Genomic DNA, 24,101 nt, shown 5'->3' on the forward strand with positions numbered 1-24,101 from the left:
TAACCATGTTATTTGACTTATATAAGCCAGATCGCAATTGGAAAGATATAGAGCTATGGAAAGATGTAACCGAAGAACAATGGAACAACTGGCTGTGGCAGCTTACAAATACGATCCGAACAGTTGATGATTTGAAAAAAGTGATAAACCTGACTCCGGATGAAGAGGAAGGTGTGAGAATTTCCACAAAAACCATTCCATTGAATATCACCCCATACTATGCTTCGTTAATGAATAAAGATGACCCAAGGTGTCCAATCAGGATGCAATCGGTCCCAATCTCGGAAGAAATGCATAAAACCAAATATGACATGGAAGACCCCCTGCATGAGGATGAGGACTCCCCTGTACCGGGATTGACCCATAGATATCCGGATCGCGTTCTTTTTTTGGTGACGAATCAATGTTCCATGTACTGCCGTTATTGTACGCGAAGACGTTTTTCAGGCCAAATTGGCATGGGCGTGCCCAAAAAACAATTGGACGCTGCAATCGGTTATATCCGTGACACACCGGCAGTTCGGGATGTCCTTATTTCCGGCGGGGACGGATTATTGATCAATGACACGATCCTTGAATATATCCTCAAAAACTTAAGGGAAATTCCTCATGTTGAAATAATCAGGATAGGTACACGGGCACCGGTTGTTTTTCCTCAAAGAATCACTGAAAATTTATGTGCCATTTTAAAAAAATATCACCCGGTTTGGCTCAATACTCATTTCAATACCTCGATAGAAATTACCGAAGAGTCAAAGAAAGCATGTGAGATGCTTGCCGATGCGGGTGTACCTGTAGGCAACCAGGCAGTTATTTTAGCAGGGATAAATGACAGTGTCGCAATCATGAAAAAGCTGATGCATGATCTTGTTAAGATCCGTGTCCGCCCTTACTACATCTATCAGTGCGACCTCTCGGAAGGGATCGGTCATTTCAGGGCACCCATTTCAAAAGGAATTGAAATCATCGAAGGGCTCCGGGGCCATACATCCGGGTATGCTGTACCTGCCTTCGTCGTCGATGCTCCAGGAGGGGGAGGGAAAATCACCCTGCAGCCGAATTATATCCTTTCACAATCTCCAACAAAAACGGTGCTACGCAATTTTGAAGGTGTGATAACCACATATCCTGAACCTGAGCAATATACACCAGGACTTGCAGATGATTATTTCAAAGGGGTATATCCTGATATGGAAGAAAAACAGTCAGATATAGGTGTATCCGGTTTAATGAACGACCAGCAATTCAATTTAGTGCCTGAAGGGCTGAAGCGAATGAACCGACGGGAAAATTACGTGACCAACCCAGAGCATGCTTCATTGAAAAACAAACGTGAAAAGCGAGATTTGTTAAAAGAAAAGAAATTCCAGGCACAGCAAAAAAAAGAGCACTCCTAAGGGGGATGAATAGCATGGAGATGTGTCCATGGTGTGAGAAAGGGAAGCTTGCATCAGTAAAGGGGACTGTGTATTGGGAACTGCCGGATGGTACGAGGGCGGTTGAAATTACGGAAACCCCTTCATCTCATTGTGAAAGTTGCGATGCCTTTTTTCAAAGTGATGAAATAGTAAAGGAAATTGAAGATCAATTATTTTTAATTGATTCGAAAAAGCTTGAAAAACAAACGAAGTACAGTGAGCTAATGAACATGAAAAGGCTGTTGAAACGTAATTACTTTGACTTTTAGCGGCAGGTGTATTACTTTTCCATAAATGAATTAATCCCCTCATTTTAGACAGAACAGTGTAAACCACTATTTCTATCCTAGGTGAAGGGGATTTTCCATTTCAGAAAATGATGGCCAGCGTTTAAATTGGCTAATGAAGAAATTCCGCCAGCCTTCAAGCAGCATGTCAGGACATGCGCCACGTGTTTTATTATGGGAATGGGGTTTATTGGTTGAAGAGTAGGATAAATAATATTGAAGCACTTCGCTTTCCTCGGATCATATAAAAAAATCTTAAAAGGATGTAATCAATATGGAATGAGTACGATATGTTAGTATAGCTTCGTAATTTAACGTATGCATTTTGTGTTGAAAAATCGCGGTTTTCATAAAATGAGGAAGAAAAAACCAAATTGTTTTTTAAAAAAGTGGACGGAAGCGAAAGTTTCCGATATATTAAAGCAGAAATCATAGTTATTTTAGGGGGGGGCTCGACATCATGAGACCATTTTATTTATATTTAATGAAATTTCGACAACCAAAGGAAATTGATGCAATCACTAAATTTGCCAATTATGCCTATGAGGATCATGGCTTCCCAAAACAATCGACTGATTATAATGAACTGAGCAGTTATTTAGAATTGAATGCAGACTATCTCGAAAGTATGTCAGTATTCGATCAAGCGTGGGAACAGTATGTCCAAATAGAAGAAGGGCTCATATTGGGAGATCAGGAATAGGGAGGATCGGAAGGATGTTAAAAAGCCTTCAAACCCGAATTTTGCTTTATTCTTTACTTATTGCAAGTGTTCCTCTTCTGATTTTGGGAATCATATCCTATGGATCACAACGCTCCCTTCTGGAGAAGGAAGCAAAAAATGCCCTGAATGCAGGTTCACTGAATATTGTAAATGAAACATACAGCTATTTGAACGAACGGATCAGTGATGTGAAGTTAATGAGTGCAAATTCTGCAATCATCAATCCTGGCCACTCAAAAGAAGAGAAGTCAGATGAACTAAAAAAGTTTATTGATGCAAAAGGAAATTATTACGGAGTTTTGCATTTGGATATGGAAGGAAATGTCATTGCAGATACATCCAATAAAATGATCGGGGATAACCTCGCGAAGAGAATATGGTTCAAAGAGGCAATAGAAGGTCATGAATTCCTTTCAGACGTATATAAAACCCGGGCTTTCTCGGAACCGATTATAGCTCTGAGTGCTCCGGTATATGATAATTCAGGGGAAATGATCGGAGTCGTATCCACAGCTTTCCGATTGGAAGGGCTTTGGGAGATGATGGAGAAAAAGGCTAATGAAATTAGCGATAAATACCCAGTCAACTTTTACATGATCAACCAAGAAGGCATCATGATTTCGAAAAAAGACCCACATGGCATGATGCAGGATTCTGCCTTGAGAGAAATGGGATTAACGAAAGATAAGCTTATGGGAGCATCGTTAACGGATGAATTATACAGTGAAGAGAATGGGGAAAAAATATATTCCATCCAGCCTGTCCATACGGTAGCACAAACAGAGAATAAATGGTTTGTTGTTGTGGGTGCTGATAAGAAGCAGGTGTTTCAGCCTTTGAATGACCTATTGACACGGTACCTGACCATCTACAGCATTGTATTTGTTTCTATCATTCTGGCTGTCTATTTACTAACAAAGACCCTCGTTCGGCCAGTTCAAGAACTTGTCGAAGCGACAGAGGATTTCATAGGAGGAAAGGAATTCATCATTTCCGATAAAAGAAGCTTCGAGGAAATGGAAAAATTGAACCTTGCCTTTCTAAGAATGATGGAAACGATAGAAGATCGTGAGAAGGAAATCGTCCGTACGGAAAAATTGAAATATGTAGGCCAGCTAGCTGCCGGTGTCGCCCATGAAATCAGGAACCCATTGACGACAATAAAGGGTTTTTTTCAACTATTGAAGAGCCAGGATCATGATCAATCATTGATAGAAAAATATAGCGATGTCATGCTTCATGAAGTGGATCGGGTCAATGTATTTGTGACACAACTTCTTGATTTGGCAAAACCGCATCAACTGGAATGGGAGAAAATCGATTTAAAGGATTTCCTTGCTGAAATTATAGATACCTATACTTCCTCAATTCCGAGTTCTCATGTAAGAATAATTAATGGTATGACACAATCCGTCATTGTTTATTCAGACAGGAACCGGTTAAGGCAGGTTCTCTTGAATGTCTTGAATAATGCATGTGAAGCCATCGAAGCAAGGGGGCAGATTGAACTGCATCACGATTCCATCTCCCAATATATAAGATTAGTGATCAGCGATGATGGAAAAGGCATCAGTCCCGAGAATTTAAAAAATATCGGTATGCCCTTTTATACCACCAAACCGGATGGAAACGGATTAGGTGTGGCGACATGCATCCAGATAATGGAGGAATTAAAAGGGAAATTCCAAATTGAGAGCGTCCGCGACGAAGGAACGAAAGTGACGCTCACAATCCCCACTACGAACCGTCTCATTAAATGAGGCGGTTTTTTTTGTTGTAGTGCCCTTAAATAAATGGGCCGGTTAATTAGCTAAATGAGCAAAATGCCCGCTTATTTCCATTAACCTCCATGTTTGTTTGTGCATATAATTTACTAATCAAACGATAAGGACCATATTGGGGGATGTCTCTTATGGGCAAAAAAAAACAGCCGAAATTTAAATTAGGCGATACAGTCGTAATAACAATGTATGGGACAGTCGGGAATATAACCGATGTGAAATTTCTCGATGGTGCTTATGTGTATGAAGTGAACTATAGTGAAGGTCTTTATATCGAAAAAACATTGCAATCGATAAATGAATATGAAGGAGAAATCCTTTATCCGAAAGAACAAATCGATATTGAATATAAATTTTTATTAGGTGACTTGGTCCAAGTGGATGGATATGAACAGGATTATTTCAAGATTATCGGCTATCGAACGGAAATTTGGCGCTATAAGGAAAATGCCTGGGAGGATGTAATCTATGAGTTATCAAGAATCTCTGATGGTGAATGGCTTGAAGCGCATGAAGAAGAACTGACTTTGATTGCCGATGCTAAACGTGCAGATGGAATCATTAAAAAGTTGGGTCTGCTCCTTCCTCAAAAGAAAAATGAGCTTGCTATCATTGCTAAACAAAACAACCCTGGTAAAGGTGAGCGAGAAATGACAATGACAAAAGATGAAAAAAAGGAAATGATTGATGGCCTGTTGGATTTATATAATGATTATTGTAAGCTCTACGAACATTTTGGCGATGATGAATATCGTCACATCATGAAGATCGCCCTCGCTAAAATAGAAAAGGCGGCAGAGGAAATTTATCCAGATCATAAAAAGAAGCAAACGAAGTGAAAGGCATCTATAAAGGGCAAATTCCAGATTCCCTATAGAAGTATCCATTCAAATTGAACACGAATGGAACTTGATAACGATAGACCCTTCATATGTTTTTCCATTAAGGGATGCCTTACTGGTATATTTGTCTCTACACATTCATAGACCTTTAAATAAGGGGGCGATGATTTGCGAGAAATTGAGGTTTTTATTGATACAGAAGAGATAGCGGAATTCTTTTTTCAAGAATTGATAAGACGGGGCTATCTTCCAACAGAAGCTGAAGTTGAAGATCTTGCTGACATCACATTCGAATATCTTCTTGAAAAATGCATAATTGATGAAGAAGTCGATGAGTAGCTGTCATAAGACGGTTAGCAGCTTCCTTTCCCTTAATTTTATTAACCATTAAAAAAAAGACGGCGGACCTCCGCCGTTTTGTTTGCGATTTAGGAAGGGTGCCAAAAGTCGTTTCGTGATTTCCATTTTTCAAGTTCCAGATAAGGTTCGATTTTCCTAACTTGTGGTTGATATGGTATAGTAGTTTTTGAATATGATTTCAACCACAAGTTAAGGAGGACATAGTCGTATGAGCGTACATATTGGTGCAAAAGAGAATGAAATTGCGGAAACGGTCTTACTTCCTGGGGACCCGTTGCGTGCAAAATATATTGCTGAAACATTTTTAGAGGATGCTAAACTTTATAATGAAGTTCGTAACATGTTTGGATATACAGGGACATATAAAGGAAAACGAATTTCTGTACAAGGTACAGGCATGGGTGTCCCATCCATTTCGATTTACGTGAATGAATTGATGAATAGCTATAATGTCCAGAAGTTGATTCGTGTGGGAACTGCAGGAGCGATTCAAAAAGATGTAAAAGTCAGGGATGTGATCCTTGCAATGAGTGCTTCCACCGATTCCCAAATGAACCGTATGACTTTCGGCGGGGTGGACTTTGCCCCGACCGCAGATTTCGAATTACTAAGAAAAGCTTATGACGCCGGCACGGCAAAGGGCTTGCAATTGAAGGTCGGTAATGTATTTACGGCCGATCAGTTTTATAATGATAATAGTGAATTGGAAAAATGGGCAAAATACCAAATACTTGCGATAGAAATGGAATCAGCAGCCCTATACACGCTTGCTGCTAAATTTGGCCGCCAAGCTTTATCTGTATTAACCATTTCCGATCACATTTTAACTGGTGAGGAAACGTCGGCGGATGAGCGCCAGTCAACTTTTAACGAAATGGTTGAAGTGGCATTGGAAGCAGCTATCCAGGACTGATAATTGGATGTAAATGACAGGCGGGTGACCAGGAATAAGTGATGCTGTATAATGGCAGGTTGGATACAGGCATTTGTTCCAGGTATCCGCATTTTTGTAATATCAGGAGATGCCTGTTGTCCTTGGAGCATTCTCCATGATTTGAAGTTTATTAAAAAATACATATGGCTATAAGTTGTTATTTTTGATAACTATTATTTTTCGATTGGCATGAAAGCTGATAAAATAGGAATGAAATCGTTTATATCGTCATGAAGAATGAAAGTGGTGAGGCTTCAGTGGAAGAAGAAAATCAAAAACAGCCAAAAGAGGCAGGGAAATTCATTAAAATAAAGAAGTTTACGTTCATTATGGGGATTTTTTTAGTCATATTTCTAACTGCAGGGATTACTACAATAGCCTTGACCTTTGGAGATGAAAAAGTAGAGTCATTAGCACCGGATAAGCATGCGGAATTTGAAAAGCTGTATTCTACATACGATAAGATAAAAGATAACTATTATGAAGAGGTTGATGAAGAAAAGCTGGTTGACGGCGCAATTAATGGAATGATCAAATCATTGGATGATCCATACTCTGCTTATATGGATAAAAAGGAAGCGTCGAGTTTCCGTGAAAGCATCTCTTCATCTTTTGAAGGAATCGGTGCTGAGATTCAGGAGCAGGATGGAAAAATCATGGTCGTCTCACCGATAAAAGGGTCCCCGGCAGAAAAAGCAGGGGTAAAACCAAATGATATCATTTTAAGTGTGGATGGTAAAAGTGTTGAAGGGCTAACCTCGTCTGAAGCTGTCCTGAAAATCAGGGGCGAGAAGGGTACCAAAGTGGATCTTTCCATCTCAAGAGCTGGTGAGTCGGAACCGATCGAGCTCACCATTAAACGGGACACAATTCCGATTGAAACGGTATATGCGGAAATGCTTGATGATGGAGTTGCAAAAATTCAAGTGACCAGTTTTTCCGAACATACAGTCCAAGAGCTGAAAACGGCGCTTGAAGAAATGTCCAAGAAGGATATGAAGGGTCTCGTATTGGATTTACGGGGAAACCCAGGAGGACTTCTTGACCAAGCTGTAGAAATGGCAAGCCTGTTCGTACCTAATGGGAAAGTGGTCCTTCAAGTTGAGGATCGCAGCGGGAAAAAAGAAGTCTTTAAATCGGAGAATGATGGAGAACTGAAAATCCCGGTAGTCGTGTTGATTGATGACGGAAGTGCCAGTGCTTCTGAAATCGTTGCAGCGGCTGTCAGTGAGTCTGCGGACATTCCATTGATTGGTGTCAAGTCATTTGGGAAAGGGACAGTGCAGACTGCCGCAAAACCCTTTAAAGATGGATCTAACTTCAAATATACGGCAGCTAAATGGTTGACTCCTGAAGGCAATTGGATTCATAAAAAAGGGATCAAGCCGGATATTAATGTGAAGCTTCCTGATTATGCCAGCCTTCCGTACATTTCCCCTGAAAAGGAATTGAAAGCATCCGATTCTTCGAGTGAAGTGAAAGCAGCTGAAGAGATGCTGAAGGAAGCAGGCCATGATCCGGGTAAGATAGATGGATTCTTTGATGAAGCAACAACGAATGCGGTCACAGCATTCCAAAGGGAACAAAAAATTAAAGAAACTGGCACCATTAAAGATGATACTACCGTGAAATTGATGCAGGTCATCCAGGAGAAAATCCTTAAGAATGACACACAAGTGAAAAAGGCGGTAGAAGTATTAAAGAAAGAAATCAATAAATGATTTTGACCGAAAAGCCTGTCAGCGAATATCGTTGGCAGGCTTTTTTGTCGTTTCATGCATAGGATTCCAAAATTAGGCAGAGAATAGGGGTAATTTTCCGATGAGGTGAGGTAATGAAAGAAAAGGTATTGTTCATATATCTATTGGTCTTGATTCTGGCAGGCTGCACCTATGTGCCTTTACCCAAACAAAATGGAAATGAAGGTACGGAAAAAAAACTAACAAAAGAAGAGACTAAGGAAAGCGATAAAATATTTCTGTTAATTGGTGTTGACACAAGGGGAGAGCAAAAATCTCGATCAGATGCGATTATCCTGGCAAAATACTTTCCTGAGCAGGAGAAACTGAAGCTGGCTTCCATTATGCGTGATAGTTATGTGAAAATCCCCGGGAATAAATCAGGATATAACAAAATAAATGCTGCTTATTATTATGGTGGGAGGGAATTGCTGAAGAAAACCATACAGGAAAACTTCGATGTCAAGGTCGACCATGTTGCGGTAATCGACTTCCAAGGATTTGTGAAGATGGTGGATTTACTTGCCCCTGAGGGGGTGGCGGTGAATGTGGATCAGGAAATCATAGATGATATGAGTATCCAAGCAAGCGTCGGTAAAAATGTTTTACATGGTGAGGAAATATTGAAATATGTCCGTTTTAGACATGACGATGAAAGTGATTTTGGCAGGGTTGAGCGTCAACAAGAAGTAATGGTTCAATTAAAAACAGCGTTTATAAATCAAATCTCATCCTTCGAAGGGATGGCTGCCCTTCCTAGTATCATAGAACAAGGACTATCGTACTTGGATACAGATATTGGTCTGAAAACAATAATGGAAATGGGACCAAAAGCCGTTTTCCATACACCGGACAAAGTCGAAACCCTAAGGGTTCCAGTGGAAGGAAGCTTTAAAGATGAAATATATCCCCAGTCCGGAGCCGTTTTGGAAATGGACTGCACTGAAAATAAAAAGGCACTTAAGGAGTTCTTTTCAAAATAATAAGAATGTCCAATTATCTTTTATTATCGAAGACATCCTTATATTAACTGAAGATGTTCGAAATTTAATATTGTAGTATAGACCTCGCAAGAATAATCTTAATTCGATCACCTTTAAAAAACGAGAGGGATAAGAAATCCTTCTCGTTTTTTATCACCAATAAAGGAACCTGGATCAATTAACAAAATGCGGAATGTTTTTGAAGAAATCCGGTGTTATGATGCCGTTTTCGGTAATGATGCTTGTAATTAGATGATTCGGTGTAACGTCAAAGGCTGGATTGAAAGTCTTCACGTTTTCCGGAGCGATCCTTACACCTTGAATGAAGGTGATTTCCGCTTCATTCCGTTCTTCGATCGGGATGGATGTGCCGGATTCGATAGACAGGTCGAATGTGCTTGATGGTGCGGCCACATAAAAGGGGATACCAAAGTGCTTGGCTAGTATGGCCAATCCCAATGTCCCGATTTTATTGGCTGTATCTCCATTGGCCGCAATCCTGTCGGCCCCGACGATAATTCCATTTATCCGTTTCTGGTGAATCGTATGAGCAGCCATATTATCAGAAATTAAGGTGACGTCAACTCCCGCTTGCATCAACTCCCAAGCCGTCAAACGAGCCCCTTGCAGGACAGGCCTGGTTTCACATGCGTACACTTTTAGCGGAAAGTCCCTTTCTTTAGCCAGGTGGAAGGGAGCCAAGGCAGTACCATACCGAGCTGTGGCGATTCCCCCAGCGTTGCAATGCGTAAGAATGGAATCACCTCTAGTGAATAGGGATAAACCATGTTCCCCGATTTTCCTGCACATTTCTTCATCTTCAGCAAAGATGGCTTTAGCCTCCGCTACAAGTGCTTCCTTGGCAGTTGAAATGCTTTGCGCAGCCTGCAAGGTGTTCTCCATCCTCTTTAAAGCCCAAAAAAGGTTGACTGCAGTTGGCCGTGAAGAGGCGAGTTTTTCAATATGCCTCGTTACATTTTTCTTGAATTCCCCTATTTCAGCGGTTGTTTCCTGTTTGGCACCAAGTGCAACACCAAATGCTGCCGTCAGTCCAATTGCAGGGGCACCGCGAACCTTTAAAGTCAAAATGCTGTCATATACATCATCAACAGAATGAAGTTCTATAAATTCAGTTATGGAAGGAAGGGCTTGTTGATTTAATAATGTAATATGGGTATCATCCCAATGTACAGAATATGGTAAGGGTGCTATTGTAGTCATGTTCAGGTCTCCTTTTAAATGGTTGAGTAAGATGGCAGTGTCCGTTGCTTCAACGCTTCAATGACGGCTGGAACATCCAATTCCTCCCGTTTTTTAATTAATAAAGTACCGATTTCCAATGTTGCCGTTTTGGCAGCGATCCTTGATACTTTATCTTCAATGACGTTTAAATCGGCAACATGGGAAAGGCCAATGGTTCGCCGAATCAGTTCACAGCCTGCAAAACCGAATGCATCTTTTTTGAATTTTGTCAGCAAATAAGGCAGATACCCTTTCACATGGCGGAATGGGCTTTTATTTTGGGCTTCCCATAATTCGGTATAAGTTTCTTCAAAGGCATTCCAAAATTCATGAAGGTGTGAGAAAATCTCTTCCTTTCCAGCGCCATTTCGTGTAATTGCCTGAAAAAGAAGGTTGGCGGTGTATTGGCCAAGGTCAAAACCAACGGGCCCATAAAAAGCGAATTCAGGATCAATAACCTTTGTTTCAGTTTCACTTGCAAATATACTTCCAGTATGTAAATCTCCATGAAGTAAGGCTTCCTGCTCGGTTTCAAAGCTTTGTTTCAGCTTAGCGACCTCAAGTATCACTTCTTGATCATTCCATATTTTTTGGGCGGCATCTTTCAATTCCACCTCGAAATCTCCCGGGAGTTCCTCAAAAAATGGATCCGTGAAAATAAAGACCTCAGTTATTTTGCAGAGTTCCGGATTCGTGAAATGTCGGGCCACTTCCTTTTTCGCGGATGGTTCTAAATGATAATCGGATGTATAAAATGCCGTCTTCGCAACATACTCACCAATATGCTGTGAAAGCAATGGATATGAATCGCCATCAATCAATCCTGTTCTAACGATTTTCAAGTGCGATAAATCCTCCATGACTGTGATGGCAAGCTGTTCATCCGAATAGTAAACTTGCGGTACGAATTCGGGGCAATAACTTCTGAAATGAATCAGCGCATTCGCTTCAATGGCTGCCCTTTTCAATGTCAGCGGCCAGCTTTCACCAAGTACCTTGGCATAAGGGACCGCTTGTTTGATTATTATACCTTTGTTTGTGACCGTGTCTGTAATATGAAAAACATAATTTAAGTTTCCATCGCCGATTTCATTACATGTCAAACTTGCATCCGCATTGACCAACCCAAGTTTTTTTGCAAGAGTTATAGCTGTTTCGTTTGTCAATCTCTTAAAATTTGAATGGTTTTGAGTCATTCTTTTCCCCTCCAGATTCAAAATAAGAATAAAAAAGCCTCTTTCATATAGAAAGAGGCAGAAGTTTTGGCTTCGGACCTCTTATCTTCCAGAAAATGAATTCTGGTGGAATTAGCACCGTGCTCTGTGGATTTAATAATCCGGCGGAGAATCCGCCCCATTTCACAATGGTATTACAGTCGGTTGCTGGGCTTCATAGGGCCTTTATCCCTCAGCCTGCTCTTGATAAGAGTAAATGTTTTCTGAAATTTTAATCTTCGGGAAAATAATATCAACTTTTTAAATAGTTTGTCAATGGGTAAATTAATAAAAATCAGGACGGCGATCTTCGAATACAGGTATTTTGTTACGTGCTTCCGTAACTTTGTTGAAGTCCAAGGTGCCTGTCAATAGTTCGTTTCCTTCTCCGGCTTCACTTATGATATTCCCCCATGGATCAATAATCAAGGAATGGCCCGCAAATATATTATTGACATCCGAACCTGTACGATTAACGGCTACAACATAGGCTTGGTTCTCGATGGCACGGCTTATCAATAAGGCTCTCCAGTGATCGAGTCTCGGCTTTGGCCATTCAGCCGTAACGAATAGAACTTCCGCGCCTTGAACGGTATGGACTCGCTGCCATTCGGGGAAACGAATGTCATAACAAACGAACCCGGCACATATTTTTTCATCAAGAGTAAATAAACCATCTTTTTCACCTGGCTGCAGGAAATGATGTTCATCCATTAATTGAAATAAGTGAAGCTTATCATATTCTTTAATGAGCTTTCCGTGTTTATCGATGATGATCATGGTGTTATAGATTCCCTTGCTTGTTTTTTTCGCAATGGAACCGCCGATGATGTGAATCTGGTGTTTCTGTGCCTGTGTTTTAAGAAATTCAATCGTTTTTTCTGCCTCTTGATCAGCAATCTCATTCAGCCTGGTCAAGTCGTATCCGGTTGTCCAAAGCTCTGGTAATATGACGATATCGGGTTCGGACCGAGCTGCTTTTTCCATCCATTGTTCTGCAACCTGAAAATTGATATCCGGTTGCCCGAAGGCTATATCCATTTGAATACAAGCTATTTTCCACTTCATCGTTTAAAACCCCCACACGTAAAAAATGCTTTACAAGACTACGATAAACATATATCATTTGTGACTAGAATTTCAAGAAATTTCAGAGAAGGTGTATAAATGGTGCAATTCGAAAAATCCGGACTGCTTCAGGACCTGCCCAAGCAGTTTTTTGCTTCACTGGTCGCAAAAGTCAATGCAATCACGGAGCAAGGACATGATGTCATTAATTTAGGCCAGGGAAACCCTGATCAGCCGACGCCGGAACATATCGTCAAAAGTTTGCAGTCTGCTGCTGAAAAAACGATTAATCATAAATATTCGCCATTCCGGGGACATCAATATTTAAAAGATGCTGCTGCCGTCTTTTATGAACGAGAATACGGTGTCAAGCTGGATCCGAAAAGTGAAGTGGCGATTCTCTTCGGGGGCAAGGCAGGTCTTGTCGAACTTCCGCAGTGTTTATTGAATCCAGGTGATACGATCCTTGTTCCAGATCCCGGCTATCCGGATTATCTTTCCGGTGTTGTTTTAGCCCAGGCAAAGACCGAACTGATGCCCTTGACAGAAGAAAATGATTTTCTTCCGAAATACGATGACATACATAAAGAAGTTCTTGATAAAGCCAAAATGATGTTCTTGAATTATCCGAATAATCCCACAGGCGCTTCTGCAACTGAAAGTTTCTTTGATGAAACCGTCTCCTTTGCAAAAGAACATTCAATATGTGTGGTCCATGATTTCGCCTATGGGGCGATAGGATTCGACGGAAAAAAACCGATAAGTTTTCTCCAGGCGGAGGGAGCGAAGGATGTAGGAGTTGAAATATACACTCTATCGAAAACATACAATATGGCAGGGTGGAGAGTCGGCTTCGCAGTGGGCAATAAGAGTGTAATAGAAGCTCTTGAACTATTACAAGACCATCTTTATGTGAGTCTTTTCCCGGCGATACAAGAAGCTGCGGCAAGCGCTTTGCTTGACTCACAGACCTGTGTAGAGAAGTTAGTGCAGATGTACGAGGGGCGAAGGAATGTTTTCATTGAGGGATTGAGGGCCATCGGCTGGGATGTCAAAGCTCCAGCGGCATCGTTTTTTGCCTGGCTCAAAGTACCTGAAGGTTTTACGTCCGAGAGTTTTGCGGACTATTTATTAACGCATGCCCATGTAGCTGTTGCCGCAGGGAATGGGTTCGGTGAATTTGGCGAAGGTTATGTCAGGGTAGGGCTACTGACTTCGGAAGAACGGCTGCAAGAGGCTGTGGAACGAATACGTACATTAAACTTATTTTAATGCAATATGATTCACCTTTAAATAGTTAAAACTTATTGACAAAGTAGGAATTACCTGTCAGAATACAAAATAAATTCTTAATCTTTCGATACTTGGATGCAACTTATATATCAGCGTTTTCTTATTTTGAGCAGGTGGAGGGACTAGCCCGATGAAGCCCAGCAACCGACCGTAATTCCATTGTAAAATGGGGCGGAATCCTTCCGCCGGATTTTTTTGAAATCCACAAGGCACGGTGCTAATTCTTGCAGCCGATGGCTGGGAGATAAGAAGATGGCTTTTTAAAGCCTCTTCTTTATGAAGGGGCTTTTGCCATTTTGAGACCATCTCAGGCCAATAATGACATCGAGAGTTTACTAACGTGTTATAGGAGTGATCAGATGAGCGAGATAGTCGCTACTTATTTAATTCATGACTTTAATGGAAATCATGAGAAAAAAGCAGAGAGCATTGCCTTGGGTCTGACTGTCGGGACATGGACGGACTTGCCACATTTGGTACAGAAACAACTGGAAAAACATAAGGGACGCGTCGTATCGGTGACACCCCTCTCTGAAGAAGAGAGGGCAAACAGCTACTTTAATCGGAAAGTATACCGTTCGCTGATTAAAATTGCCTATCCGGCAAGGAATTTCTCCAATGATTTACCTGCAATCCTTACGACGGTCTTCGGCAAACTCTCATTGGACGGTGAAATAAAACTTATCGACTTGGATTTTGTCGGTGATATTCAAAAAGCCTTTCCCGGGCCGCAATTTGGCATTGAAGGCATAAGGGAAAAGCTTGGCGTATTTAACCGGCCCTTGGTGATGAGCATTTTTAAAGGTGTATTGGGAAGAGACCTAACATTTCATAATGAGCAACTGAGGCAACAAGCATTGGGAGGTGTCGACCTGGTTAAGGATGATGAGATCCTCTTCGACCAGGAACTGACTCCATTTTTCGATAGAATAAAAACGGGAAAAAGAATATTGAATGAAGTCTATGAAACCACTGGCCACCGTACTTTATATGCTGTCAATCTATCAGGGAAAACTTTTGAATTATTGGATAAGGCAGAGCAAGCGGCTGAAGCAGGGGCAGATGCTTTATTGTTCAACGTTCATACATATGGTTTGGATGTATTGCAGGCCTTGAGTGAACATGATCGTATCAAGCTGCCGATCATGGCGCACCCCGCATATAGCGGGGCATTGGCATCTTCATCATTTTATGGTATCGGCTATCCATTATTGCTTGGTAAATTAGTAAGGTTATCAGGCGCGGATTTATCTTTATTCCCTTCTCCTTATGGAAATGTCGCACTTGAAAAAACGGAGACCTTAGCGATTGCTGAAGCTCTGACAAAAGATGAACTTTCATGGAAAAAAGCCTTCCCTGTTCCTTCTGCAGGCATTCATCCGGGCATGGTTCCGGACCTGATCAAGGATTTCGGGCTTGATAGTGTGATTAATGCCGGAGGCGGAATTCACGGGCACCCTGACGGAGCAGAGGGCGGTGCCAAGGCTTTCCGTTCTGCTGTGGAAGCCGTTCTGGCAGGAAAGGAACTTTCTGAAGCGGCGGCTGAGGAAGAAACCCTAAAAAAAGCTCTTGTGTTGTGGGGAGGCCTATAAGAAATAATGAAACCGATCATCTTTTGTGATTTTGACGGAACGATCACCAACACAGATAATATCATTTCAATTATGAAGAAATTTGCGCCTCCGGAATGGGAAGCGTTGAAAGACGGTGTCCTTCAGCAAAAAATCAGTATATCTTCAGGAGTTGGGGATATGTTTTCCCTGCTTGATAGTGGCTTGAAGGATGACATCATCCAATATGTAAGAAAAACGGCCGGCATTCGTCCGGGGTTTTATGAATTCGTTGAGTATACGAAACAAGCCAATATCCCTTTATATATTGTAAGCGGGGGCATGGATTTTTTCATTGCACCCCTTTTGAATGATATCTTGCCAACAGAGTCCGTGTATTGCAACCATGCATTTTTTGATAAGGAAAAGATTTATATTGAGTGGCCACATGCTTGTGATGATCAATGTAATAATGATTGCGGTTGCTGCAAGCCATCCATTATGAGGAAAATTACGGGCCCGGAAGATTTTAAACTCGTTATTGGAGATTCAGTGACGGATTTTGAAGCGGCAAAACAGGCCGATTTTGTCATAGCCCGTGACATACTGCTTGAAAAATGCGATAGGGAAGGAATTCCACATCAAGGATTCGAAACATTTTTTGATGTAATTGACATTATAAAGCAGCAGGAGGTGGTTAAAGCGTGAACACTCATTCTAAAGAATGGCAGGAGTTGGCAGATATTAAAGCTGAACTGGCCGAAAGGGATTGGTTTATGGGAACTAGCGGGAATTTGTCCATCCGCGAACCCAAAAGCCCTTTCTTTTATATTACCGCAAGCGGTAAGGATAAAAGGAAGCAATCGGATTCGGACTTTTTACTGGTGGATTTAAAAGGAAAACCAGTTGAAGAAACGAACCTAAGACCATCGGCCGAAACTTTACTTCATACAGACATTTACCGAAAAACCAATGCGAACTGTGTACTTCATGTCCATACAGTTGAAAATAATGTGATATCGGAATTGTATGGAGATGAAGGCCAAGTTTCCTTTCGTAATCATGAAATCATTAAAGCGACCGGTCGGTGGGATGAAGATTCGGAGCTTCGGATTCCAATCATATATAATCACGCTGACATTCCGCTGCTATCCGATAAGTTCAAGCCGCATGTCGAAGGAGACTCTGGCGCTGTGCTGATACGCAATCATGGCATTACGGTTTGGGGCAAAAGCGGATTCGAAGCAAAAAGAATACTTGAAGCTTGCGAATTTTTATTTCAATATCAACTGTTGCTTAATCAACAAAAGGCGTTTGCAGGTTCTATAAGATAAATACTCATAGAGGAGGAATGAATGATGGCAACGATCAGATTCCATGAAACAAACGAGGTTATTGAAAACGGTGAACAGGTAAAAGGTTTTTTAGAAACACAAGGGGTTATTTATGAGCAATGGGACATTTCTAAATTACCTGCCCATCTTGTGGAAAAATACGATTTAACAGATGCTGACAAGGAGGAAATCCTTGTAACATTCCAGTCAGAGATAGCGGAAATCTCTGAAAGAAGAGGCTATAAAGCCCATGATATCATCACATTATCCGATGCAAACCCGAACTTGGATCAAATGCTTGAAAACTTTAAGCAGGAACACCATCACGAAGATGATGAAGTGCGTTTCATAGCAGGCGGAACGAGTATCTTTGCCATTGAAGGCAATGATAAACAGTGGTTTGATGTACGGCTTAATCCAGGAGATCTTATTAGTGTACCAGAATCAACAAGACATTATTTCACGCTCGCGGAAGATAGGAAAACTGTTGCTGTCCGGATTTTCGTAACAGCTGCGGGATGGGTGCCGATTTACGAAAAAGACGAAGTTCAAGCATGAATCAATGTTGAAAAACCAGCTTACGGGCTGGTTTTTTTATGTGAATCCGGCAAGTGCTTTAGTAAGCTAATTATGATAAAATTTAACGGAATCGAATTTAACCGGATTTAGGAGCAGATAAGAATGAAAACGACCGAAGTGTACATATTGGGCGGCTTTCTCGGCAGCGGGAAAACGACGCTTCTTCGAAATATTTTAAAACAGGAAAGTGAAGCGGGCAGAAAAGTGGCAGTGCTTTTAAATGAGCTCGGCAGTGTATCGGTTGACAGCGGACTCATTGGTGATGGAGTGCCTCTGAAGGAGTTGTTTGACGGGTGCATTTGCTGCACAATTCAAGATAAACTGGAGGTTCAGCTTCATGAGTTACTAACCGAAAATGAACTGGATGCGGTTTATATTGAAACGACGGGTGCAGCTCATCCAGTTGAAGTATTGGATGGCATCATGTCGCCGATTTTCGCCAAAAAGCTGGAATATAAAGGGATCATCACGGTCGTCGATTTATTAAGGTGGCGCGATCGGGAGGAACTGTCTCCGCAGCTTCGACAGCTGCTTGCAGAGCAAATCCATCATGCCGATTTCATTTTATTGAATAAAGCGGATATGGTAAGTGAGATGAAGGCCGCACAGCTAATATATACGATACAGGCGCTGAATACGGATGCTGTATGTTTATTGACGGAGTATGCAGCCGTTTCCTTGGCATCATTGCAGCAAATGCAAAGAAAAAGGCATAATGGACATCAAAAGCTTGATGTACATGACCATTTGCACTTAACTGCAATCGTTCATACATTTGAAGGTGCTGTGGCACAAACCGACTTTGAAGAGTGGCTTAGGGCTCTGCCGGAAACGGTCTATCGAATGAAAGGATATATTTCCTTTACACATTCACAATACCCGCATTTATTCCAATACTCTTACGGAATGCCGATGTATATGAATGAAATGATGAAAATGCCATTGAATATCGTCATGATCGGGGAAAAGTTGGAAAAGGAAATGTTGATCGGTCAGTTGAAAGCTTTGGAAGCGAAAGCGGCCCGATAAACGTTTACCGCCCATTAAAGAAGGGAAACATGAAAAGAAGACTTTCTTATTAAGGAGGCGGTATTAGTGCCATGGAATAAGAACGATTACCCAAACTCGATGAAGAATCTAGATAAAGATGTTAGGGAAAAGGCTATAGAAATCGCAAATGCATTATTGGATGAAGGATATGAGGATGGAAAAGCCATTCCAATTGCCATAGACCGGGCTAAGATGTCAGTAGGAAATGATTGAGAAAATGGTCAGACCCACATAGGGGTCTGACCATTTTTATTGTTGCATTCCAAAGGCGGCAAATGTCTTTTCGTCTTCTATCAATCCGCAGGCAGCACACTGAACCCGAACTTCAGGACCATTATATGCTAGATGGAATGGCAGAAGGGAGTCGTTCGAATATTGTTCAACAATCTCACCGGATTGGGGATCCTTTTTAATGGGTGTTGCTACTTGCTGAATGAGATTGAAGCGAGATTTATTTGTCCGGCAATTCGGACAGCGGTATACTTGAGACATTGTACTCACTCCTTTTTTGGATTTTAAAAAGCATGATATCTTATTATGAAGATAGTCTTTACAAACTTGAACATTAATATGTATAAATTAGTAATGGATGGAAGGGATACTATGAAAGAAACTGTCAGGCAAGAAGAATTACTGGTGGCTTATTTAAGCATATGGAACAATCGTAAGGTGAACGATGGAGGGGGAAGGGAAGTGTTGCCGGAACTCATCCGACGAGAGCTTTTGGATGAAAATGCCCATCCCCGCGCCCGAAAACCAGTATTGGAGAAATTTTACCTTTCTATTAAACGCGTGATGGAATCTTCGCTTTCGGAAGAAATGAAAAATGCGATTGTAATGGCCTATATCACTGAATTGGAAAGATTATGATTTTTCGAGTGTGATACGGATGCTTGTTAGCAAATATTCTTTTATGCTTCATACTTTTTTCACAAATCATTGTTAAAATTTTTTAAAAATAGATATTTAATGAATAAGGAGCTTAAAATTATGAAGTGGGGCATTGTGCTTTTTCTTGCCATCGTACTGCTTACGGGGTGTAATAGCGGTAATGCATTTACTAAAATCAATAAAAGTCAATCTTTCCTGGCAACTGTCAATATCAAGGATACATCACTGACTTTCATAGACGAAAACTATCATGCTTTTGCAAAATGGGATATTTCAGAACCATTTACCGGAGCCCTGCTCCTGGCAGACAAAGATACTATCCTGCTTTATGGAAAAGAGATGGAGAAAGTCCAAGTGTACTCTTTATCTGCAGGAAAACTGATAAACAGTTGGGAAATTGGGAAAGGGATCGTCAATATGCAGTTGTTACGTGATGGTAAAAGCATCGTGGCGGTCAATCAATCGAATCACTCCATTTATTTTTTAAATGCTGATGGGGAGGAACAGGATATTGTCAAGGTTGGTAAAAGCCCCTTGACCGTTCTTCAAGGAGAGCAAGCGAATCGATTGTATGTTATTAATTTTGGTGATACCAAATGTTCAGTGATAAATCTTGAAACGAAAAAGGTCGATTTCGAATTTCCCGTACATAGTTCCAGCACAGGCACATTATTAAGGGAAGAAAAGGATGAAATATGGATCGGAGGACACGGTGATGGGGATCAAGTGGAAGAAGATCTATATATTTATTCGGCAAAAACTGGAGAGTTGAAGAAAAAGCTTAAGGCGCCAACCATGCCGATAAAGTTCCTGGAAAATGATGAAGGAATATTTGTCCTTAGTCATGGGACTAGCTCCTTATATAAATTGAATGATCAATATGAGGAAGTCAAAAGCAAAGTGGTCGGCGTCAACCCCTTTGAAATGGCGAACTTTAATGAAGATGTGGTCGTGGCGGGATATGATAGTGATGAAGTGTATGTAATGGATGCTGAAACAGTCGATGTTAAAAAAACGATCAAAGTCGGCGAAGGTCCATTCCAATTGATGTTGAGGGAGTAGATGACATGCATGTTTACACCATTTTAGTCGTGGATGATGAAGAAGATATGCGTAATCTAGTTGAAATGTATTTGCTGAACTCAGGTTATCGATGCCTTCAAGCTGCAAATGGAAAAGAAGCTATAAGTATGGTTGAAACAGAGGAAGTGGATTTAATCCTATTGGATATCATGATGCCAGGTATGGATGGTTTCTCCGTTTGTGAAGAAATTCGTGAAATTGGGGAGATCCCTGTGATATTTGTCAGTGCGAAAGGTGAAGAATGGGATAAGGTGAAAGGGCTGAAGCTTGGCGGCGACGATTATATCGTCAAACCGTTCAATCCAGGAGAATTGGTCGCAAGGGTCGAAGCGGTATTGCGAAGGACAGGGAAATTATCATTGAATGAAGAGAATCAAAACCATGTCCGATTCGGTAAAATTAGCTTGAACTTACAATCCAGAACGGTTTTAGTGGAAGGGAAGCCAATCAATTTAACCTTGAAAGAATTCGATTTGCTGTTATTCCTCATGCGTCATAAAAGCCAGGCACTCAGCCGTGAACAACTGCTTGAAAATGTATGGAGCGGTGAGTATGGAGGATCTTTACGTACTGTGGATACCCATATTAAAACGTTACGAATGAAATTAAGAGCGGCCGATTACATTCAAACCGTCTGGGGAATCGGTTATAAGATAGAGGAAAAGAAATGATCTATAAATGGCGAACCCTTTCTTTTAAATTATGGCTCACCATTATCTCCGCCATCATCCTATCCGTGCTGTTCGCTTACTCCCTTTCTCAATATTATTATAAAAATCTATATGTGGAGAAGCTTAAAACGGATTTAGTCAATGAAGCATCATTGCTAGGGGCGGATTATTCCGGCGGTGAAATCAGCGAAGACTTTAAGCAAAAAGTTGAATGGTTTAACAGTAAGAACGACAGCGAAGTCTTTGTCGTCAATAATCCCAGGGAATTGAGTGCTTGTCTGCCTTTTGAAATCAATTACGATACCCTTATTTCTGAAGAAGAACGGCAAATGCTTTTAGATGGGAAAGCCGTTGAAAAAGAAGGATATGAGAAAAGGTTTGAAAAGAACATCGTAGCGGCGATCATACCCCTGATTGACGAAAATCGCCTCGAAGGTATCATCTATACATATATTCCTGTAGATTCCATTACGGTCTTATTTAAGGAATTTGCTGCAAAATGGTTGGCGGCGGTTCTATTATTTTTGATTGTCGCGATTTTGTTTACTACTAAATGGTTGAAAAAGCTAGTCAGTCCGATTAAGGAAATCGAGACTGCGGCCCATCGTGTCTCAGAGGGGGATTATGACATACAGGTCGAGGTAAGGAGTCATGATGAGATAGGTAAACTAGCAATAGCCTTTAATGATATGGCCAATTCCATCCATTTGGAAGAAGAAAGAAAAAAAGAATTTCTAGAAAATGTTGCACATGAGCTCAGAACCCCCCTTAGTTACGTAAAGGGATATACGCAGGCCATATTGGATGGTGTCGTGAAAAATGATGAAGAGCAACGGAAATACCTTCAACTCATTTCAAGGGAGGCTCTTAGGCTGCAGCGGCTTGTGGGAGATCTTATGGACTTATCAAAAATGGAAAGTGCTCCATTCCTGTTAAATAAAACCCCGATTGCCTATGCGCAATTCATTGAAGACGTACTTGTGAAATATGAACCGATAATAAAGGAAAAACAATTGGGCTTGAAGCTAGACCTGGATCCAGACCCGATTATTTTTGGGGATGAAGGAAGGATGGAACAGATCCTGCATAACATTTTTGATAACGCCATTCAGTATACGGATTCCGGAGGGGCGATTCATATTACCCTAATTCAGCATAAAGATGATTGCGAACTGCTGGTAACTGACACGGGCAACGGGATTCCGGAAGCGGATCTGCCGTATATCATGAATCGTTTTTACCGTGTGAACAAAGCACGCAGCCGTTTTGATGGCGGTTCAGGGCTTGGACTGTCCATTGTCAAAAAATTGGTGGAATTACAAAATGGTAAAATCGAAATAGAAAGCAAGGAAAAAAGGGGAACAACAGTCAGGGTCATCCTGCCGAATATAAAAGAAGAATGGAATTCATAAAAAGGGGATACGTTCAAAAATGAAAAAAATCATGTTATTTTGCATGGCGTTAATTTTTTTGGCTGGATGCGGCAAGAAAGAGGAAATTCCAAAAATGTTAAATGTCGATTTAGCTGTTGATCCAACTCAGGGTAAAGTGAATGAGCCTGTGAAATTTCAGGCAAAAGTAACATATGGGGACGAAGTCGTGACAGATGCGGATGATGTCAGTTTTGAAATTTGGCTTGCGAATAGCGATGACCATGACAAGATAGCAGTAAAACATAAAGGGAACGGTATATATGAACTGGAAAAGGCTTTTGATGAAGAAGGAACCTATTATGTATATGCCCACGTAACGGCAAGGGACATGCACAACATGCCAAAGAAAGAATTCGTCATAGGTAAACCAAGCACTCCCGAACAAAATGGCGGAAAAAAAGAAATGGATGAGATGAATGATGAAGAAATGAAATGATGAATGGACCATCAAAATCAAAACAATTCGGGCCTAAATCCGGATTGTTTTTTTTATTTGGAAAAATGTTCAGGACGATAGGGGGAAAATGACGAAATGTCGAAGTGAAACCGAAAAATTTGTAACATAAAAGTAAAGAAAGTCATAATAATTCGGTTAGTAACGATATGTCAACTAAAAGTTATTAGTATTCCATGGAAATGGTTCTATGTAACTACCATTGACAAATAATTACTGGAAAAATATGAGTATTTATACTGATGGTAGAAACATAGATAGTTAAAGCATTTATGCTTGTTTTCTCTGAAACTTGGATCATAAATATATTTTCATTCGCATCCTTTGAATTTGATGGAAATTGATGGTGCCTTTATTACAAAAAGTGCATGTTATGATAATTCCAGAAGCAAAGCACAACAAAAAATGAACATCACAGGAGGAAATACGAATGAAAAAGAAAATGATTATGTCAGCAGCTGCGGCTGCAGCTATTATATTCACAGGAGTAGGAGCTAACCAAGCTGAAGCAGCCAACTGTGATACAGTGAAACAAGTAACTTATAAAACTACGAATAAAGAGGATATGCAAAAAGTCCTTAACCAATACCTAGCTAAATACAATATCACTATACCTGCAGCGCAGGCACAACAAAAACCAGTTCAAAAACCAGCTCAAAAACCAGCTCAACAACCAGCTCAACAAGAAGCTGGAACAACGAACCAATCAAAACCAGCAGCAAAACCTGCAGCACCAGAAGTAACACCTGATAAATCAACTGATAAAAAACCAGAGACAAGCTCTGAATTAAGTGCTTTTGAACAAGAAGTTGTTAAATTAACGAATGCAGAACGTGAAAAACAAGGTTTGGCAGCTCTTAAAATCGACACTGAGTTGAGCAAAGTTGCACGTATCAAGTCTCAAGACATGAAAGATAAAAACTACTTTGACCACAATAGCCCGACTTACGGCTCACCTTTCGATATGATGAAACAATTCGGAATCAGCTATAAAACAGCTGGCGAAAACATCGCACAAGGTCAACAAACACCTGAAGAAGTGGTACAAGCTTGGATGAATAGCCAAGGACACCGTGAAAACATCATGAATTCTAGCTTTACTCATATTGGAGTAGGTTACGTAGAATCTGGTAACTACTGGACTCAACAATTCATCGGAAAATAATAGATT

25 protein-coding genes, 1 pseudogene and 2 riboswitches are annotated in these 24,101 nt (G+C 40.8%); of the genes and pseudogenes, 22 read left to right on the top strand and 4 right to left on the bottom strand.

Going from position 1 to position 24,101, the window contains the following annotated elements; all coding sequences use genetic code 11:
* The first annotated feature begins 5 nt into the window (after window positions 1-5).
* From kamA to AC1DIV_RS17505, 9 genes are all read left to right on the top strand, one after another.
* Window positions 6-1,397, top strand: a complete 1,392-nt coding sequence (gene kamA, locus AC1DIV_RS17465; protein WP_477576983.1) for a lysine 2,3-aminomutase — start codon at window positions 6-8, stop codon at window positions 1,395-1,397.
* 14 nt (window positions 1,398-1,411) lie between these two features.
* Window positions 1,412-1,687, top strand: coding sequence for a YokU family protein (locus AC1DIV_RS17470; RefSeq protein ID WP_053535370.1), 276 nt, complete (start codon window positions 1,412-1,414; stop codon window positions 1,685-1,687).
* Between the two features lie 478 nt (window positions 1,688-2,165).
* On the top strand, window positions 2,166-2,408 hold the full coding sequence (locus tag AC1DIV_RS17475) for a YozE family protein (RefSeq protein WP_034307512.1): 243 nt from the start codon (window positions 2,166-2,168) through the stop codon (window positions 2,406-2,408).
* A gap of 14 nt (window positions 2,409-2,422) precedes the next feature.
* Window positions 2,423-4,189 (top strand): ATP-binding protein, encoded by a 1,767-nt coding sequence (locus AC1DIV_RS17480; protein WP_340876692.1) that lies wholly within the window; start codon window positions 2,423-2,425, stop codon window positions 4,187-4,189.
* 152 nt (window positions 4,190-4,341) lie between these two features.
* The gene (locus tag AC1DIV_RS17485; protein ID WP_034307510.1) at window positions 4,342-5,049 is read left to right on the top strand and encodes a hypothetical protein; all 708 of its coding nucleotides are present in this window, start codon (window positions 4,342-4,344) and stop codon (window positions 5,047-5,049) included.
* A gap of 171 nt (window positions 5,050-5,220) precedes the next feature.
* Entirely contained in the window at window positions 5,221-5,391 is a 171-nt protein-coding gene (locus AC1DIV_RS17490) for a YozD family protein (RefSeq protein WP_064505166.1), read from the top strand.
* 229 nt (window positions 5,392-5,620) lie between these two features.
* The gene (deoD, locus tag AC1DIV_RS17495) at window positions 5,621-6,325 is read left to right on the top strand and encodes a purine-nucleoside phosphorylase (protein ID WP_034307509.1); all 705 of its coding nucleotides are present in this window, start codon (window positions 5,621-5,623) and stop codon (window positions 6,323-6,325) included.
* A 278-nt stretch (window positions 6,326-6,603) separates the two neighbouring features.
* On the top strand, window positions 6,604-8,067 hold the full coding sequence (locus AC1DIV_RS17500) for a lmo1851 family serine protease (RefSeq protein ID WP_340876691.1): 1,464 nt from the start codon (window positions 6,604-6,606) through the stop codon (window positions 8,065-8,067).
* Window positions 8,068-8,180: 113 nt separating this feature from the next.
* Window positions 8,181-9,068: an LCP family protein gene (locus AC1DIV_RS17505; protein WP_340876690.1), complete on the top strand. Its 888-nt coding sequence runs from the start codon at window positions 8,181-8,183 to the stop codon at window positions 9,066-9,068.
* Between the two features lie 174 nt (window positions 9,069-9,242).
* Here the strand turns inward: AC1DIV_RS17505 and mtnA are convergent, their stop codons facing one another.
* The 3 genes from mtnA to AC1DIV_RS17520 all read right to left on the bottom strand — a co-directional run bounded on the left by mtnA (window position 9,243) and on the right by AC1DIV_RS17520 (window position 12,592).
* Window positions 9,243-10,289 carry an S-methyl-5-thioribose-1-phosphate isomerase gene (gene mtnA / locus AC1DIV_RS17510; RefSeq protein WP_289350241.1) on the bottom strand — a complete coding sequence of 349 codons (1,047 nt, stop codon included), beginning with the start codon at window positions 10,287-10,289 and terminating at the stop codon, window positions 9,243-9,245.
* 14 nt (window positions 10,290-10,303) lie between these two features.
* On the bottom strand, window positions 10,304-11,506 hold the full coding sequence (gene mtnK / locus AC1DIV_RS17515; RefSeq protein ID WP_340876689.1) for an S-methyl-5-thioribose kinase: 1,203 nt from the start codon (window positions 11,504-11,506) through the stop codon (window positions 10,304-10,306).
* 78 nt (window positions 11,507-11,584) lie between these two features.
* Window positions 11,585-11,738: riboswitch (SAM riboswitch) on the bottom strand.
* 71 nt (window positions 11,739-11,809) lie between these two features.
* Window positions 11,810-12,592: a carbon-nitrogen family hydrolase gene (locus AC1DIV_RS17520; protein WP_340876688.1), complete on the bottom strand. Its 783-nt coding sequence runs from the start codon at window positions 12,590-12,592 to the stop codon at window positions 11,810-11,812.
* Window positions 12,593-12,691: 99 nt separating this feature from the next.
* Between AC1DIV_RS17520 and AC1DIV_RS17525 the strand changes: the two genes are divergently transcribed.
* The 7 genes and pseudogenes from AC1DIV_RS17525 to AC1DIV_RS17555 all read left to right on the top strand — a co-directional run.
* Entirely contained in the window at window positions 12,692-13,864 is a 1,173-nt protein-coding gene (locus AC1DIV_RS17525) for an aminotransferase class I/II-fold pyridoxal phosphate-dependent enzyme (RefSeq protein WP_477576985.1), read from the top strand.
* 118 nt (window positions 13,865-13,982) lie between these two features.
* Window positions 13,983-14,136: riboswitch (SAM riboswitch) on the top strand.
* A gap of 108 nt (window positions 14,137-14,244) precedes the next feature.
* Window positions 14,245-15,477: a 2,3-diketo-5-methylthiopentyl-1-phosphate enolase gene (mtnW, locus tag AC1DIV_RS17530; protein WP_477576987.1), complete on the top strand. Its 1,233-nt coding sequence runs from the start codon at window positions 14,245-14,247 to the stop codon at window positions 15,475-15,477.
* Between the two features lie 6 nt (window positions 15,478-15,483).
* Complete coding sequence (locus AC1DIV_RS17535; RefSeq protein ID WP_340876684.1) at window positions 15,484-16,143, top strand: 2-hydroxy-3-keto-5-methylthiopentenyl-1-phosphate phosphatase; 660 nt, start codon at window positions 15,484-15,486, stop codon at window positions 16,141-16,143.
* The gene (locus AC1DIV_RS17540) at window positions 16,140-16,769 is read left to right on the top strand and encodes a methylthioribulose 1-phosphate dehydratase (protein ID WP_048686715.1); all 630 of its coding nucleotides are present in this window, start codon (window positions 16,140-16,142) and stop codon (window positions 16,767-16,769) included. The genes AC1DIV_RS17535 and AC1DIV_RS17540 overlap by 4 nt, the downstream gene beginning before the upstream one ends.
* A gap of 24 nt (window positions 16,770-16,793) precedes the next feature.
* Window positions 16,794-17,327, top strand: a complete 534-nt coding sequence (locus AC1DIV_RS17545) for a cupin domain-containing protein (RefSeq protein WP_048686713.1) — start codon at window positions 16,794-16,796, stop codon at window positions 17,325-17,327.
* 123 nt (window positions 17,328-17,450) lie between these two features.
* Window positions 17,451-18,377 carry a CobW family GTP-binding protein gene (locus tag AC1DIV_RS17550; protein ID WP_340876683.1) on the top strand — a complete coding sequence of 309 codons (927 nt, stop codon included), beginning with the start codon at window positions 17,451-17,453 and terminating at the stop codon, window positions 18,375-18,377.
* A gap of 66 nt (window positions 18,378-18,443) precedes the next feature.
* A pseudogene (locus AC1DIV_RS17555) lies at window positions 18,444-18,590 on the top strand (DUF2188 domain-containing protein); the annotation flags it as partial.
* A gap of 57 nt (window positions 18,591-18,647) precedes the next feature.
* Here AC1DIV_RS17555 and AC1DIV_RS17560 read toward each other — a convergent pair.
* Window positions 18,648-18,890 (bottom strand): hypothetical protein, encoded by a 243-nt coding sequence (locus tag AC1DIV_RS17560; RefSeq protein ID WP_034307479.1) that lies wholly within the window; start codon window positions 18,888-18,890, stop codon window positions 18,648-18,650.
* A gap of 111 nt (window positions 18,891-19,001) precedes the next feature.
* On the opposite strand from AC1DIV_RS17560, the gene AC1DIV_RS17565 reads away from it, so the two are divergent.
* The 6 genes from AC1DIV_RS17565 to AC1DIV_RS17590 all read left to right on the top strand — a co-directional run bounded on the left by AC1DIV_RS17565 (window position 19,002) and on the right by AC1DIV_RS17590 (window position 24,095).
* Complete coding sequence (locus AC1DIV_RS17565) at window positions 19,002-19,268, top strand: hypothetical protein (RefSeq protein WP_340876682.1); 267 nt, start codon at window positions 19,002-19,004, stop codon at window positions 19,266-19,268.
* A 120-nt stretch (window positions 19,269-19,388) separates the two neighbouring features.
* Window positions 19,389-20,351, top strand: coding sequence for a YncE family protein (locus AC1DIV_RS17570; RefSeq protein WP_477576989.1), 963 nt, complete (start codon window positions 19,389-19,391; stop codon window positions 20,349-20,351).
* A gap of 5 nt (window positions 20,352-20,356) precedes the next feature.
* Window positions 20,357-21,043 carry a response regulator transcription factor gene (locus tag AC1DIV_RS17575; protein WP_340876681.1) on the top strand — a complete coding sequence of 229 codons (687 nt, stop codon included), beginning with the start codon at window positions 20,357-20,359 and terminating at the stop codon, window positions 21,041-21,043.
* Entirely contained in the window at window positions 21,040-22,455 is a 1,416-nt protein-coding gene (locus tag AC1DIV_RS17580) for a sensor histidine kinase (RefSeq protein ID WP_054400403.1), read from the top strand. Before AC1DIV_RS17575 ends, AC1DIV_RS17580 begins: the two co-directional genes overlap by 4 nt.
* A 19-nt stretch (window positions 22,456-22,474) precedes the next feature.
* Window positions 22,475-22,912: a FixH family protein gene (locus AC1DIV_RS17585; protein WP_063575895.1), complete on the top strand. Its 438-nt coding sequence runs from the start codon at window positions 22,475-22,477 to the stop codon at window positions 22,910-22,912.
* Between the two features lie 448 nt (window positions 22,913-23,360).
* A complete protein-coding gene (locus AC1DIV_RS17590) occupies window positions 23,361-24,095 on the top strand; it encodes a CAP domain-containing protein (RefSeq protein ID WP_340876680.1) in 735 nt (244 codons plus the stop codon).
* Window positions 24,096-24,101 lie beyond the last annotated feature (6 nt).

This window comes from Peribacillus sp. 05N428 (assembly GCF_056397085.1).

Bases quoted from the DNA above. Each gene is read 5' to 3' on its own strand.
- kamA (WP_477576983.1), top strand. From the start codon at position 6: ATGTTATTTGACTTATATAAGCCAGATCGCAATTGGAAAGATATAGAG.
- AC1DIV_RS17470 (WP_053535370.1), top strand. From the start codon at position 1,412: ATGGAGATGTGTCCATGGTGTGAGAAAGGGAAGCTTGCATCAGTAAAG.
- AC1DIV_RS17475 (WP_034307512.1), top strand. From the start codon at position 2,166: ATGAGACCATTTTATTTATATTTAATGAAATTTCGACAACCAAAGGAA.
- AC1DIV_RS17480 (WP_340876692.1), top strand. From the start codon at position 2,423: ATGTTAAAAAGCCTTCAAACCCGAATTTTGCTTTATTCTTTACTTATT.
- AC1DIV_RS17485 (WP_034307510.1), top strand. From the start codon at position 4,342: ATGGGCAAAAAAAAACAGCCGAAATTTAAATTAGGCGATACAGTCGTA.
- deoD (WP_034307509.1), top strand. From the start codon at position 5,621: ATGAGCGTACATATTGGTGCAAAAGAGAATGAAATTGCGGAAACGGTC.
- AC1DIV_RS17505 (WP_340876690.1), top strand. From the start codon at position 8,181: ATGAAAGAAAAGGTATTGTTCATATATCTATTGGTCTTGATTCTGGCA.
- mtnA (WP_289350241.1), bottom strand. From the start codon at position 10,289: ATGACTACAATAGCACCCTTACCATATTCTGTACATTGGGATGATACC.
- mtnK (WP_340876689.1), bottom strand. From the start codon at position 11,506: ATGACTCAAAACCATTCAAATTTTAAGAGATTGACAAACGAAACAGCT.
- AC1DIV_RS17520 (WP_340876688.1), bottom strand. From the start codon at position 12,592: ATGAAGTGGAAAATAGCTTGTATTCAAATGGATATAGCCTTCGGGCAA.
- AC1DIV_RS17525 (WP_477576985.1), top strand. From the start codon at position 12,692: ATGGTGCAATTCGAAAAATCCGGACTGCTTCAGGACCTGCCCAAGCAG.
- mtnW (WP_477576987.1), top strand. From the start codon at position 14,245: ATGAGCGAGATAGTCGCTACTTATTTAATTCATGACTTTAATGGAAAT.
- AC1DIV_RS17535 (WP_340876684.1), top strand. From the start codon at position 15,484: ATGAAACCGATCATCTTTTGTGATTTTGACGGAACGATCACCAACACA.
- AC1DIV_RS17545 (WP_048686713.1), top strand. From the start codon at position 16,794: ATGGCAACGATCAGATTCCATGAAACAAACGAGGTTATTGAAAACGGT.
- AC1DIV_RS17550 (WP_340876683.1), top strand. From the start codon at position 17,451: ATGAAAACGACCGAAGTGTACATATTGGGCGGCTTTCTCGGCAGCGGG.
- AC1DIV_RS17560 (WP_034307479.1), bottom strand. From the start codon at position 18,890: ATGTCTCAAGTATACCGCTGTCCGAATTGCCGGACAAATAAATCTCGC.
- AC1DIV_RS17565 (WP_340876682.1), top strand. From the start codon at position 19,002: ATGAAAGAAACTGTCAGGCAAGAAGAATTACTGGTGGCTTATTTAAGC.
- AC1DIV_RS17570 (WP_477576989.1), top strand. From the start codon at position 19,389: ATGAAGTGGGGCATTGTGCTTTTTCTTGCCATCGTACTGCTTACGGGG.
- AC1DIV_RS17575 (WP_340876681.1), top strand. From the start codon at position 20,357: ATGCATGTTTACACCATTTTAGTCGTGGATGATGAAGAAGATATGCGT.
- AC1DIV_RS17580 (WP_054400403.1), top strand. From the start codon at position 21,040: ATGATCTATAAATGGCGAACCCTTTCTTTTAAATTATGGCTCACCATT.
- AC1DIV_RS17585 (WP_063575895.1), top strand. From the start codon at position 22,475: ATGAAAAAAATCATGTTATTTTGCATGGCGTTAATTTTTTTGGCTGGA.
- AC1DIV_RS17590 (WP_340876680.1), top strand. From the start codon at position 23,361: ATGAAAAAGAAAATGATTATGTCAGCAGCTGCGGCTGCAGCTATTATA.